Source organism: Vibrio sp. QJM3NY_26 (assembly GCF_057786005.1).
The window spans coordinates 188,951-202,044 of the sequence record NZ_CM173515.1 but is presented as its reverse complement, the minus strand read 5'-3'; the positions used below and the strand labels follow the sequence as shown (position 1 = coordinate 202,044).

Here is a 13,094-nt window from a genome sequence, read left to right as displayed (position 1 = left end):
ACTCTTCGATTTCCCTCATTATTTTTAGGTGGAAGCATGACAGAAACAACTCGCCCGACTCACGCGAAAGCCGCTTACGGTAAAGATAGCGCTTACGGTAAAGACATTGCGATGACAGTGATTGGCGCAGGTTCTTACGGAACATCTTTAGCGATCTCTCTAGCGCGTAACGGTGCCAATATTGTTCTTTGGGGACATGACCCTGTTCATATGGCTCGCCTCGAATCTGAGCGTGCGAACAATGAGTTTCTACCAAATATAGCTTTCCCAGACAGCTTAATTATTGAGTCAGATATAGAAAAAGCCGTGACTTCAAGCCGAGACCTTTTGGTTGTCGTTCCAAGCCACGTGTTTGGTATCGTTTTAAATAGCCTTAAGCCTCACTTAACAGAGAACTCTCGCATCTGTTGGGCAACCAAAGGCTTAGAGCCAGAAACAGGCCGCCTACTTAAAGACGTCGCGCACGATGTGCTTGGTGATGGTTACTCACTGGCTGTTCTGTCTGGCCCTACTTTTGCCAAAGAACTAGCAATGGGTATGCCAACGGCTATCTCTGTCGCTTCACCAGATGAAGTATTCTTAGAAGAGCTGCAAGAAAAAATCCACTGCGGCAAAACATTCCGCGTATACGCAAACTCTGATTTCATCGGCATGCAACTGGGTGGCGCGGTTAAAAATGTTATCGCAATTGGCGCAGGCATGTCAGATGGTATTGGCTTTGGTGCTAATGCTCGTACCGCACTTATCACTCGCGGCTTAGCGGAAATGAGCCGATTAGGTGCAGCTCTTGGTGCGCAACCAGAAACCTTCATGGGCATGGCAGGGTTGGGTGACTTAGTACTAACCTGTACTGATAACCAATCACGCAACCGTCGCTTTGGTTTGGCACTTGGCGCAGGCAAAGATGTGGATACCGCACAAGAAGAAATTGGCCAAGTCGTTGAAGGTTATCGCAACACTAAAGAAGTTTGGTTATTATCAGAACGCATGGGCGTTGAGATGCCAATTGTTGAACAAATTTATCAAGTGTTGTATCAAGGAAAAGATGCACACCTGGCAGCACAAGATCTGCTTGCTCGAGATAAAAAATCAGAAAGATAATAAGAGCAGATACGGGATTCGAGTAAACGAGATGCGAAAAGAGTAAAAGCAGATTGAGCGCTTAAAGAAGGCTGCTTTTCGTTACTCGCATCTCGCTACTCTAATCTGTTCTTGTCGCTCTTCGCATCTCTCATCTCTCATCTCGCTACACGTATCTGGTTTAAAATAATGGATGGTAAAATGAAACACTGTGAACAACAAAAAGTTTGGCAATGCATTGTGAAGGAAGCTCGACAGCAGTCGGAGCAAGAGCCTATGCTTGCGAGTTTTTATCATGCCACGATCATCAACCATGAAAGTTTAGGCGCAGCCCTTAGCTACATCCTAGCAAACAAGCTAAAGACGGCTTCAATGCCAGCAATGGCGGTGCGTGAAGTAGTTGAACAAGCATTTAAGCAAGATCAATCAATTATTGATGCGGCTGCTTGTGATATCTGCGCGACGGTAAATCGAGATCCTGCGGTCGAGATGTACTCGATGCCTCTGCTTTATCTGAAAGGCTACCATGCTTTGCAAGGTTACCGAGTGGCTAACTGGCTATGGAAGCAAGGGCGTATTGCACTTGCTACTTACCTACAGAACCAAATTTCAGTTGCTTGCCAAGTGGATATTCACCCAGCCGCTCGTATCGGTAAAGCGATCATGCTCGACCACGCCACCGGTATCGTGATTGGCGAAACAGCCGTCGTTGAAAATGATGTATCTATCCTTCAAGACGTTACTTTAGGTGGTACCGGTAAAGAAGGTGGCGATCGTCACCCTAAAATCCGCGAAGGCGTAATGATTGGTGCTGGCGCTAAAATACTCGGCAACATTGAAGTGGGTGAAGGCGCGAAGATTGGTTCTTGCTCTGTGGTTCTTCAGGCAGTACCACCACATACGACCGTCGCTGGAGTTCCTGCAAAAATTGTAGGAAAACCGAAAACCGACAAACCATCTTTAGATATGGACCAAGGGTTCAATGGTCGCTCTCAGAACTTCATCCATGGTGATGGGATTTAAGAGCAGATTCGAGTAATCGAGATACGAAGAGCTTAAAAGCAGATGCGGGATTCGATTAGCGAAATTCGAAAAATTAAGAGCAGATGAATACAACTAAATGACGATAATGATGAAACAAATTCGAGCCATTAGCCGGACTCTTCTGATATCTACCAGCCTTTGCGCTGCTCTGTTATCTACATCGTCATTTGCCGCCTCTCAGGGGGAACTGAAAGGCGTCTCAAGCGAAATATCTCGCCAACAAAAAAACCTTTCCTCACAGCAGAAAAAACTCGACAACCTACAGGCAAACCTCAAGAAACAAGAGCTATCCATTGTTTCGCTTGAAAAGGCGATTCTAGACAGTAAAAAGCAACTCAATACGGCCAATGCAAATATTGCCAAGTTAGACACCAAGATTAAAGCACTTACTGCTCAGAAGAAAGTCCATACCGACAAGTTAGAACAACTGATTCAAACTTACTACATGACAAGTCGAGCTAAAGCGTCTTCTCACATCCTCAACACAGGTGTGGAAGAAGATCGTATCAGTCACTACTACCAACACCTTGCCAAAGCGCGCTCCGCAACAATCAAAACGATTGAACAGACGCAACTTGAATTAGAAGAAAGCCATAAACAGCGTCAACTTGAGCAAGAACAGATAGCATCACTATTAAAACAGCAAACCACCAAGCGCGATACGTTAGCCAAAACTCAAACTCAGCGTAAGAAAACCGTTGGCAGTATTAAAAAGAACATTTCGGGTGATAAGAATTACTTGGCGGAGCTTCAGCGCAATGAAACTCGCCTAAAAGCTGAAATAGCGAAAGCAGAGAAAGCAGCTCGCGAGAGACGTAATGCAATCCCTATGGATGGGTTAGCCAAACGTAAAGGCAAACTGCCTTGGCCAATCAAAGACAAAGTTCTGCATAACTACGGTTCACGCCAAACGGGGCAAATTAACTGGAAAGGCATGGTGATCAACGCTAAGTATGGTCAGCAAGTTAAGTCTGTTTATTCAGGCACGGTAGTATTTGCCGAGTACTTACGAGGTTATGGCTTAGTGGTTCTTCTTGACCACGGTAAAGGCGATATGACGCTCTACGGCTTTAACCAAGCACTTTTAAAGAAAGAAGGTGACAAGGTTAAAGCGGGTGAAGCGATTGCACTTGCAGGTGACACTGGCGGCCAAACGCGCCCATCACTGTACTTTGAGATTCGTAGAAACAGCCAAGCTCAGAATCCAAAGAGTTGGTTAGTTAGGTAAGAGCAGATACAAGGTTAGAGTAAAACGTTACATGAAAAATGCTAGCCTAGTCGTCGCTGTACCCTGCTTTTCGTTACTCGAATCTCGATTACCCGCATCTGGCGTTAGCTGTTCAAAGCTTTCACACCATCTTCCAACAGTGTCAGCTGCTCAAAGCCTTGAGTTGTCGCAATCGGTTTAACAGTCGCGATCATCTGTAGCATTCCTTGATGAACGACTTGCTCTGTAATTTGAGCTTTTGGAGACATCGCAGATTGATACGCCAACCAACCCGATGCGATCAAGTGAAGAGACGTCACCATCGACTTCATTTCCGCATCCGTTGCTTTAAGCAAGTTCAACTCAACAAAGGCTCTCATAATATCGACAAGGTTGGTTTGCAATCTTTCTTGCACAGCCATGTAATCAAGATGGAGTTTTTCATCACGTGACAATATTTCAGGCAGATTCGCATAGAAGAATCGGTACTTCCACATTAGCGTGAAGATAGAATCTAAGTAGGTCTTTAGTAGCGTCAGGCTTTCTTGCTGGCCTTGAATCGGCGTGAACCTTTCAAGCAACTCTGTTGAATAGAGGGTGAAGATATCACGTACAATTTCTTGTTTGTTACGGAAGTGGTAGTAGAGGTTACCAGGGCTAATCTCGATATGCTCAGCAATATGATTGGTCGTAATACTACGCTCGCCGTGCTCATTAAAAAGCTCTAGAGCAGCGTAAACAATCTTGTCACGTGTTTTCATTAGTTACTAGTATCCCTATCCGTTTAGTGGTTCAGTATATCGCCACTAAGCGGATAGATCGAGCTGATAACATCTGGTCTGCGAAGCTCAATATTCACCCGCTCATAAGTCGCTCACCATGTTTATCTTAGACGTCGCATTGGATAGCTAAATTCATGAAGTTAATTCATATACTAATGAATGAGTAACCTGGGTTTGCACTAGCCCGCCTTTGTCATTCCTTGCTATACTCGCGGTAGTTTTATATTCAAAAGAGTAGGAAAAGTATGATTATCGTAACGGGCGGGGCTGGTATGATTGGCAGCAATATTGTTAAGGCGCTGAACGAAGCAGGCCACAACGATATTCTAGTTGTCGACAACCTAAAAAATGGTAAGAAGTTTAAAAATCTTGTCGACCTAGACATCACCGACTACATGGATCGCGACGACTTCCTAACTCAAGTTATGGCTGGCGATGATTTCGGCCCTATTGAAGCTATTTTCCATGAAGGTGCTTGTTCGGCAACGACCGAGTGGGATGGTAAATACATGATGCTCAACAACTATGAGTACTCAAAAGAGCTACTTCATTACTGTGTTGAGCGTGAAATCCCCTTCCTATACGCCTCTTCTGCCGCTACTTACGGTGAGACCAATACTTTTATCGAAGAGAAAGAGTACGAAGGCGCATTAAATGTCTACGGTTACTCTAAACAACAATTTGATAACTATGTTCGTCGCTTAACAGCAGATGCTGTAGCGCATAACGAGACGTTACCTCAAATTACTGGTTTCCGTTACTTCAATGTTTATGGCCCTCGTGAAGATCACAAAGGCAGCATGGCCTCTGTTGCTTTCCACCTAAACAACCAAATGAACGCCGGTGAGAACCCTAAACTGTTCGCAGGTAGCGAAACCTTTAAGCGTGATTTTGTTTACGTAGGTGATGTTGCCGCCGTAAACCTGTGGTTCTTAGAAAATGGTGTTTCTGGCATCTTTAACCTAGGCACCGGCAATGCTGAGTCTTTTGACGAAGTAGCCAAAGCGGTCATTAAACACCACGGTAAAGGTGAAATCGAAACGATTCCTTTCCCTGAGCATTTAAAAGGCGCTTACCAAGAATTCACACAAGCAGACTTAACCAAGCTTCGCGCTGCTGGCTGTGATGTGGTATTTAAAACGGTTGCAGAAGGTGTTGCGGAATACATGACTCTGCAGAACCAATAATCACTCTCTTACTTTTCAATGACTGAGAGCTTTCAATGACTGAGAAGCGCAACGACTTCGATCCAGCGGCCTACAATCCCACCTTCAAGTGGGACTTTCTTGCTCCTAAACATTGGGGTACTTGGCTTGGTGTTTTGGTGGGGATACCCTTGGTGTTTTTCCCACAAAAAACAAAGTACTGGTTAAGCTGCAAGCTGGCAAAGTATTCGATTAAAAAGCCAAGTCGCACCATTAATAATGCTTGGATTAACTTCGGCCTCTGTTTTCCAGAAAAAAGTGACGAAGAGAAAGAACAACTGCTTGAGAAAACGCTAACCACTGCCGTTTCATTTTTGCTTAACTTTGCCTCGCTCTCACTACGCAGTCAAAACTGGTTAACCAAAAACACAACCATTCGTGGTATTAACAATATTCATGAAACGCTGGAACAAGGGCACAAAGCGATCCTATTAGTGCCTCACAGCTGGGGGATTGATATTCCCGCAATCTATCTAGCCTCTCAAGGTTTACCCGTTTCTGCGATGGCGAAGAGACAGAAGAACCCTGTGACGGACTGGTTAATGCATAAACAACGCGTTCAATACGGTGGCCGGGTATACGAACGTGACAATGGCATCAAACCTTTTATCAAATCAGTAAGAGATGGTTACTTAGGTTACTACTTACCTGACCAAGATCACGGTCGAGAGCACAGTATCTTCGTTGATTTTTTCAATGTATCAAAAGCAACGTTGCCGGGGCTTGGTAAGCTTTCTAAAGTCAGTAGAGCAAAAATCATTCCTGTATTCTCAAACTATGACGCTCAAACGGGTCAATTCAGCATTGATGTACTCCCAGCTTGGGAAGATTACCCTTCACAAAGCGATCATCAAGATACACAAAGAATGAATCAGTTTATTGAAGGTGCGGTAAGGAAACGTCCTGAGCAATACATGTGGGTATTGCGTTTCTTGACGACTCAACCCGATCCAGAAAGTACCTATAACCCTTACGAAGACAGAGAGCTGTGGCTCAAGACGTATACACGATGAAGAAGATTCTGATAATAGGTCCATCTTGGGTGGGCGACATGGTAATGTCACAGTCGTTGTACATTACACTCAAACAACAACACCCAAATGCACTGATTGACGTAATTGCACCCGGTTGGTGTAAACCGATTCTTGAGCGTATGCCCGAAGTCAATCAAGCGATTGAGATGCCTCTTGGCCATGGTGAGTTCAATTTACTTGGGCGCCGAGCCATTGGTAAAACGCTTCGTGATACGAAATATGACCAAGCTTTTATCTGTCCAAACTCAGCCAAGTCAGCATTGATTCCTTGGTTTGCAAACATTCCAAAGCGTACTGGCTGGAAAGGCGAAATGCGTTATGGTCTATTGAATGACCTTCGCCCTAACAAAAAATCGTTCCAATACATGGTGGAGCGCTATGTCGCGCTTGCTCATCCAAAAGCAGAGATGATTGACTCTAGTTCTTTGGGGGGATTAGAACAGCTACCGAGACCCGCTCTAACCATTCTCAAAGATGAGCAGTTAAAAACGACAGCGAAGTTTAAACTGACTCAGGATACGGCCATCACAGGCCTTTGCCCTGGTGCAGAATTCGGCCCGGCTAAGAAATGGCCTGAAACGCATTATGCAGAAGTCGCAACGTCGATGAGCAAATCAGGCAAGCAAGTTTGGTTGTTTGGTTCTCAAAAAGATGTCGAAACGTGTAACAACATAAAGGCACTTGTTCCTGAACAGTTACAATCAAAAATTCATGTATTAGCCGGTCAAACCAGCCTCATTGAAGCAGTAGACTTGCTTGGCGCTTGTCAAACTGTGGTGGCCAACGATTCTGGCTTAATGCACGTTGCTGCTGCTGTTGGTTGTAATGTTGTTGCGGTATACGGCTCAACATCGCCCAAATATACACCGCCACTCGCTGAGAAAGTCGAGATTGTGCATACTGATATTGATTGCCGCCCATGTTTTAAGCGTGAATGTGAGTTCAAGCACTTAAAGTGTTTGACGGAGCTGTCACCGCAACAGGTCATCAATAGTATCCATAAACTGGAAGCCATTTCGGTGAGCGCATGTTAGTCCGGTTTTTTTATACACTGCTTCTTGCGCTTGTGGCCCCGCTATTACTCTTTAGCTTATATAAAAGTAAGCCAAATAAGCCGAAGTTTGGTAAACGCTGGAAAGAGCACTTTGGGATAACACCCCAGATCAAATCGAACCAACGCCCTATCTGGATTCATGCCGTCTCTGTCGGCGAGAGTATCGCGGCTGTACCTCTGATCAAAGAGATCAAAAAACAAAACCCAGACCAAACTATTGTCGTCACAACGACAACCAGTACCGGTGCAGAGCAAATTGAAAAATTAGGTGCGTTGGTTGAGCACCGCTACATGCCTATCGATTTTAGCTTTGCTGTTAAGGGCTTTCTAAAAGCGGTGAACCCAACACAGATGCTGATTATCGAAACCGAGCTTTGGCCAAATACACTTAACGTGGTTAATAAAGCAGAGATTCCAATTACCGTCGTTAATGCTCGTCTATCAGAAAAGTCATGTAACAACTATGCCAAGGTTCAACCACTATTTAATTTGCTGCATCCCTGCCTAACCAAAATACTTTGCCAAACTGAATCTGACGCTGCACGCTTCGAATGTTTAGGTGTAGATAAAAACAAATTGGCTATCACTGGTTCAATTAAGTTTGATATTCAAATTTCAGACGAAGTAAGAGAAAAGGGCAAAGCACTAAGGGCTGAGCTTGGTGCAAACCGTCCTGTATGGATAGCTGCCAGCACTCATAAAGGCGAAGATGAACAAGTGTTTGCTGCACATAAACAAGTATTAGAGTCTAATCCTGACGCCTTGCTGATTGTTGTTCCTCGCCATCCTGAGCGATTTGATGACGTATTCGAGCTCAGTCAAACATTCGGTTTTGAGACAGAACGAAGAACGAAGCAAATGAGTAAACAAGCCCCTATAACAGACAGGACTCAAGTCTACCTAGGGGATACCATGGGTGAGATGCTGATTTTAATGGGTGCTGCCGATGTCTGTTTTATGGGCGGCAGTTTACTTGGCGACAAGGTTGGTGGGCACAATGTATTGGAACCGGCAGCTTTAGGTGTCCCTGTAATATCCGGCCCTAGCTATTACAATTTTAAACAAATTGTTGAAAAAATGCTTAAAGCGAATGCTATAAGTGCTGTTGACAACAACCAATTAAACAACCAGTTAATTTCAATGTTTACCAACTTAGACTCTCGAAAAGCACAAACAGTAAATGCAAAAACAATTGTCGAACAAAACGTAGGTGCCATAAATAAAACAATTTCCGAAATAAATACGAAGTTTTAGCCCACTTAAGGTTATTATTTAAGTTCAATGTCTAAACTTAAATAGACCTCTATTTTCGATAGATACCAATTTTTGCTATCTTCTACTTAGTTTAGTATTATCAAAAGGTCATTTAAAAATGAATACTGATACCATTTCAGTCCTCGATTGCACATTACGTGATGGTGGCTACTATAATAACTGGGATTTCAACCCAGAAGTGGTCGATCAATACCTTAACAGCGTAGCAAGCGCAAACATCGACTACGTCGAGTTAGGCTTGCGCAACTTTGCAAAGACCGGCTTCTTAGGCGCATTCGCTTACACGACTGAAGATTTCATCAATACCCTGACTTTACCTGAAGGCCCAACTTACGGTGTTATGGTCGATGCGAAAACTATCCTTGAATCAGGCATACCAATCGAAGACGCGATTGATGAGCTCTTCGTGCCTGCGGCTAACAGTAAAATTGAACTAGTTCGTGTTGCAGCACACTTTCATGAAGTAGATCTTTCAGCGCCTATCGTCACTCACTTGAAAAAACTGGGGTACATCGTAGGTTACAACCTTATGCAAGCTGGTGGTAAACCCGATGACGTTATTGCGGATAAAGCACGTCAAGCAGCAAGTTGGGAAGGTTTAGATGTTCTTTATTTTGCAGACTCACTAGGCAATATGGATGGTCAAGAAGTACAACGCATTGTAACGGCACTTCGTACTCATTGGACTGGTCCTATGGGTATCCATACCCATAACAACATGGGTAAAGGCTTAGATAACACACTTTCAGCAATGGAAGCTGGTGTCTCGTGGTTAGATACGACAGTGACTGGTATGGGGCGAGGCGCAGGCAACACTCAAACTGAAAGCTTACTGGCTTACCTAGACAAATGTGATTCCAAGTATCAACCCAAACCAATCTATGAATTGGTTATTCGTCATTTTGAAGCAATGCAAAAAGACTACGGCTGGGGCAGCAACTTGCTTTATTTCCTCGGCGCTCAAAATGACGTGCACCCTACCTATATTCAGAATCTGCTATCCAATACCCACTACGGTACAGACGAAATCATTGGCGCGATTGACTACCTCAGTAAACTAGAGGGTACGACATCGTACAACGGTGCCGTATTTGATACGGCGTTGAGCTTCTCTGACAGTAAAGCTGAAGTAACAGGTAGCCAAGATGTACAAGGACTCTTTGATGGCAAAGATGTACTTGTTATTGCTAATGCACCAAATACAGAAAAATATGCTTCCGCAATTGAGATGTATATTAAGAACACTCAATCTGTGGTTATTTCAATTAATACTACCGCACACATTGCACCTGAATTAATTGACTACTATGTTATTTCTCACAATTCAAAGTTCTTGTCAGAGTCAAAACTCTACAAAGGGTTAGATAAAACCATCATCCTTCCAAAATGTCGCTTTACAGCTTCTGAGTTGTCAGAGCTTGAAGGTTTAAACTTAATTGATTATGGATTAGAGGTTGTAAAAAATACATTTGCAACGCAAGGCACTCATACAACAACGCCATACGATATTACTACAGCTTACATCCTGGGGGCTTTGCTGGAATCACAAGTCAACGCCATTTCCGTGGTTGGTTTTGATGGTTACGCTCAAGATGACGTTCGCCAGCAAGAGATGGTAGATATCTTGAATCTTTATCATGCGCATGAGAAAAGCCTAGAAATCACATCTTTGACTCCAACCAGCTACCCGGTTGCTAAAGGCTCTGTTTATGCCCCAGTTAAGTGATTATAATATATACATTTTTGATTGTGATGGGGTCATTTTAGATTCCAACCAATTGAAAATCGAAGCTATGAAAAATGCGCTGGAGGCGCATTTTTCAGCTCAAGATCTTATTATTGAATGCATCGATTATTTCCGTCATAACTTTGGTAAGTCTCGCTTTCATCATGTCGCTCACTTTCTCGATAATATCCTCGATATTGAAAAGGAACAAAGGAATAAACTTGAGCAGCTGATTTTGGCAGACTTCTCCAAACAATGTCGCACCTTATATTTAATGGCACAGCTAACCCCTAGCTTTATGGCATTTCTTGACCAGTGCAAGGGTAAGCGATACGTTGCGAGCGGCTCTGAACAAGGTGAGTTAAGAGATGTCTTTGCCCAACGAGGTTTAGATGTTCACTTTGATGGTGTCTTTGGCTCTCCCACACCAAAGGCTGAGCTTATCCAACGTATTCTTGAGCAAGAACAAAACACAAATGCAGTCATGTTTGGCGATGCTGAGTCTGATATGTCATCCGCTCAACAGAATCACATCGACTTTGTGTTCTACGCGCCTTATTCCAATGTCAAAGAGAAGATGATTGAGCAGTGTCATTTGCAGCAACACTTGATTATCGATGACTTTTCAACTGTGAGATTCTAATTATGAGCAATGAAAAAACTTTCGCTGTCGTTATTCCTGCACGTTACGAGTCTAGCCGATTCCCAGGCAAGCCATTGGTCGATATCTGTGGGAAACCAATGATACAGCACGTATGGGAGCTTTGCTGTCTAGCCACAGGCCAAGATAAAGTGTATGTGGCAACCGATGATGCTCGCATCCAAAGCGCCGTTCAAAGCTTTGGGGGGCAAGTAGTGATGACAAGCTCAGAGTGTTTAACCGGTACAGACAGACTTGCAGAGGCCAACTTGCAGCTTGACTGTGACTTCATCGTTAATGTCCAAGGTGATGAGCCACTTATCAACCCAAACGACATCAATACGGTGATTAAGGCTTTTTTAAAAACCGGTAATGTGACTAACGCGATGTGTGCTATCACTTCAGAGCAAGAGTTCCGCTCTTTTACTGTCCCTAAGGTCACATTCAGTCAATCAGGTAAGCTACTTTACATGAGTAGAGCTGGCATTCCTCAGACTAAAACGAGTGAATATAAATTTGGTTACAAGCAAGTGTGTATCTATGCCTTCTCAAAAGAACAATTAGCGTTTTTCTACAGCAAGAAAGTAAAAACTCGCCATGAGCAAGTCGAAGATATTGAGATACTACGCTTCTTAGAGTCCGATTACATTGTTGATATGGTCGAAGTTGAATCAGGTTCATTAGCTATTGATATTCCAGAAGATATTGCTGTTGTGATCGATAAAATGAACAAAGATTCTCAAATGAAGTAAGGTATTAAATCATGAATAATGTAGAAGAGCTTTTTTCATTTGATAAAGCCCAAGCAACACAATTCCTTATCGACACTGTTACCTCGAAAGACTTGTCGATCAAGCATCCGACTAAAAATATAGCTACTTTTAGTCGACAAAGTAAACGCTATCGAAAAGCAAATATTATTTGTTTCACAGATGAGCAAAATGCAAACCCATGGTATTTGATACAAATTTATGACTTTGTAAATGGTTACATTTGCGAAGATCAAGTCTTCAACCCTTTAAATGCCAGTGAAATCAATGAGATAGAAAAGTTGATTTGTGATAATCAATTAACTTTCAACTACTATAAGAACAGTAAGAATATCGATGGTCTGATTTTCTCTCAGGTTAGACCTTATCACTATATTTACGACCAATATGTAAATTATTTCGCGCTGAGCGAACTATCGAATATTGATGAGTATTGCTACACAGATAAGAACTGCTTTTATCGAGAATTGCCAAACAATAAACAATTAAAGCAAGTCAAAGAGCAAGGTTGTTACTTATTCCCTTGTATCAAAGGAGGAGACTATGACTCATCAACCGCAACCAAGATGCATAAGTTCCTCCAAAGCAATCATGTGAGCCAGCATGTAGATACAGAACTAACCCTCTGGTTTGGTATTACAGCACAGAAAAGATCTTGGATAGAACAGTCACAAAGCTGTGTAAAGATCGCAAAAAGGTTAAGTAGGCACTACAGCAGTATCACTTTATTCATTGATGGTTGGACTTCACTTGCGGGAGGGGTTCCTGATAGTCCGAAAGATATTGCTCGTGATAACTCTGTTTTTTTTGCTATTCGAAAGCAACTTAAGAATGAAAAAAATTTGAAAGTCGTTAGTCTCATCGGTAAGGATTACAAAGATAAAGTCTCTTATGCTAATACTACTGATGCTTTTGTTGCGAACTCAGGAACTGGTGGCATGGTACCAATGATGTTTTCTGACAAACCTGGAATCATTCATTCAAATGGACGCTTACACACCTTTGAACGTTCATATAGCGATAAAATCAAGGTAACTGATATTGATAAAATCACTGCCGAAGAACATGCCATTGATGCAGGTGTATACTCTATAGACTGGAGAGTAATCTATAATGATCTATGCGGAATACTCCAGTTAGAAGATGAATTAGAAGAAAGAAAGCCTATGAAAAACAAGTTTTTCCTAAATTTAAAAAAGGTAATTTTTAAGAAAAACATCCAAATCTGGTCAAAAATTAAAAAATAAAATTGCCCTTTATATACCAACGAGATCCTT

Annotated in this window: 12 protein-coding genes; 11 read left to right on the top strand and 1 reads right to left on the bottom strand. The window is 42.7% G+C overall.

Annotated features, from left to right (window positions below):
* Positions 1–36 precede the first annotated feature (36 nt).
* The 3 genes from gpsA to AC3CH4_RS00900 all read left to right on the top strand — a co-directional run bounded on the left by gpsA (position 37) and on the right by AC3CH4_RS00900 (position 3,352).
* Positions 37–1,101, top strand: coding sequence for an NAD(P)H-dependent glycerol-3-phosphate dehydrogenase (gene gpsA, locus AC3CH4_RS00910; protein WP_488543163.1), 1,065 nt, complete (start codon positions 37–39; stop codon positions 1,099–1,101).
* Between the two features lie 180 nt (positions 1,102–1,281).
* Complete coding sequence (gene cysE / locus AC3CH4_RS00905; RefSeq protein ID WP_009847961.1) at positions 1,282–2,103, top strand: serine O-acetyltransferase; 822 nt, start codon at positions 1,282–1,284, stop codon at positions 2,101–2,103.
* Positions 2,104–2,200: 97 nt separating this feature from the next.
* Positions 2,201–3,352: a murein hydrolase activator EnvC family protein gene (locus AC3CH4_RS00900; protein ID WP_488543162.1), complete on the top strand. Its 1,152-nt coding sequence runs from the start codon at positions 2,201–2,203 to the stop codon at positions 3,350–3,352.
* A 104-nt stretch (positions 3,353–3,456) separates the two neighbouring features.
* Here AC3CH4_RS00900 and AC3CH4_RS00895 read toward each other — a convergent pair whose 3' ends face one another.
* On the bottom strand, positions 3,457–4,092 hold the full coding sequence (locus AC3CH4_RS00895; RefSeq protein ID WP_146455643.1) for a TetR/AcrR family transcriptional regulator: 636 nt from the start codon (positions 4,090–4,092) through the stop codon (positions 3,457–3,459).
* Between the two features lie 266 nt (positions 4,093–4,358).
* On the opposite strand from AC3CH4_RS00895, the gene rfaD reads away from it, so the two are divergent.
* From rfaD to AC3CH4_RS00855, 8 genes are all read left to right on the top strand, one after another.
* Positions 4,359–5,300 (top strand): ADP-glyceromanno-heptose 6-epimerase, encoded by a 942-nt coding sequence (rfaD, locus tag AC3CH4_RS00890; RefSeq protein WP_372244884.1) that lies wholly within the window; start codon positions 4,359–4,361, stop codon positions 5,298–5,300.
* Positions 5,301–5,335: 35 nt separating this feature from the next.
* Positions 5,336–6,331: a lauroyl-Kdo(2)-lipid IV(A) myristoyltransferase gene (gene lpxM / locus AC3CH4_RS00885; protein WP_146455647.1), complete on the top strand. Its 996-nt coding sequence runs from the start codon at positions 5,336–5,338 to the stop codon at positions 6,329–6,331.
* Positions 6,328–7,386, top strand: coding sequence for a lipopolysaccharide heptosyltransferase II (gene waaF / locus AC3CH4_RS00880; protein WP_428785301.1), 1,059 nt, complete (start codon positions 6,328–6,330; stop codon positions 7,384–7,386). Before lpxM ends, waaF begins: the two co-directional genes overlap by 4 nt.
* Positions 7,380–8,660 carry a lipid IV(A) 3-deoxy-D-manno-octulosonic acid transferase gene (gene waaA / locus AC3CH4_RS00875; protein ID WP_488543161.1) on the top strand — a complete coding sequence of 427 codons (1,281 nt, stop codon included), beginning with the start codon at positions 7,380–7,382 and terminating at the stop codon, positions 8,658–8,660. The genes waaF and waaA overlap by 7 nt, the downstream gene beginning before the upstream one ends.
* A 118-nt stretch (positions 8,661–8,778) precedes the next feature.
* Positions 8,779–10,407, top strand: coding sequence for an aldolase catalytic domain-containing protein (locus AC3CH4_RS00870; RefSeq protein ID WP_488543160.1), 1,629 nt, complete (start codon positions 8,779–8,781; stop codon positions 10,405–10,407).
* Positions 10,391–11,050: an HAD family hydrolase gene (locus AC3CH4_RS00865; RefSeq protein ID WP_488543159.1), complete on the top strand. Its 660-nt coding sequence runs from the start codon at positions 10,391–10,393 to the stop codon at positions 11,048–11,050. The genes AC3CH4_RS00870 and AC3CH4_RS00865 overlap by 17 nt, the downstream gene beginning before the upstream one ends.
* 2 nt (positions 11,051–11,052) lie before the next feature.
* Positions 11,053–11,799 carry a 3-deoxy-manno-octulosonate cytidylyltransferase gene (locus AC3CH4_RS00860; RefSeq protein WP_488543158.1) on the top strand — a complete coding sequence of 249 codons (747 nt, stop codon included), beginning with the start codon at positions 11,053–11,055 and terminating at the stop codon, positions 11,797–11,799.
* A gap of 11 nt (positions 11,800–11,810) precedes the next feature.
* A complete protein-coding gene (locus AC3CH4_RS00855) occupies positions 11,811–13,064 on the top strand; it encodes a hypothetical protein (protein WP_488543157.1) in 1,254 nt (417 codons plus the stop codon).
* Positions 13,065–13,094: the final 30 nt, after the last annotated feature.

Coding starts and splice junctions, on each gene's coding strand:
- lpxM (WP_146455647.1), top strand. CDS start 5,336: ATGACTGAGAAGCGCAACGACTTCGATCCAGCGGCCTACAATCCCACC.
- AC3CH4_RS00895 (WP_146455643.1), bottom strand. CDS start 4,092: ATGAAAACACGTGACAAGATTGTTTACGCTGCTCTAGAGCTTTTTAAT.
- AC3CH4_RS00870 (WP_488543160.1), top strand. CDS start 8,779: ATGAATACTGATACCATTTCAGTCCTCGATTGCACATTACGTGATGGT.
- gpsA (WP_488543163.1), top strand. CDS start 37: ATGACAGAAACAACTCGCCCGACTCACGCGAAAGCCGCTTACGGTAAA.
- AC3CH4_RS00900 (WP_488543162.1), top strand. CDS start 2,201: ATGACGATAATGATGAAACAAATTCGAGCCATTAGCCGGACTCTTCTG.
- AC3CH4_RS00865 (WP_488543159.1), top strand. CDS start 10,391: ATGCCCCAGTTAAGTGATTATAATATATACATTTTTGATTGTGATGGG.
- rfaD (WP_372244884.1), top strand. CDS start 4,359: ATGATTATCGTAACGGGCGGGGCTGGTATGATTGGCAGCAATATTGTT.
- AC3CH4_RS00860 (WP_488543158.1), top strand. CDS start 11,053: ATGAGCAATGAAAAAACTTTCGCTGTCGTTATTCCTGCACGTTACGAG.
- waaF (WP_428785301.1), top strand. CDS start 6,328: ATGAAGAAGATTCTGATAATAGGTCCATCTTGGGTGGGCGACATGGTA.
- cysE (WP_009847961.1), top strand. CDS start 1,282: ATGAAACACTGTGAACAACAAAAAGTTTGGCAATGCATTGTGAAGGAA.
- waaA (WP_488543161.1), top strand. CDS start 7,380: ATGTTAGTCCGGTTTTTTTATACACTGCTTCTTGCGCTTGTGGCCCCG.
- AC3CH4_RS00855 (WP_488543157.1), top strand. CDS start 11,811: ATGAATAATGTAGAAGAGCTTTTTTCATTTGATAAAGCCCAAGCAACA.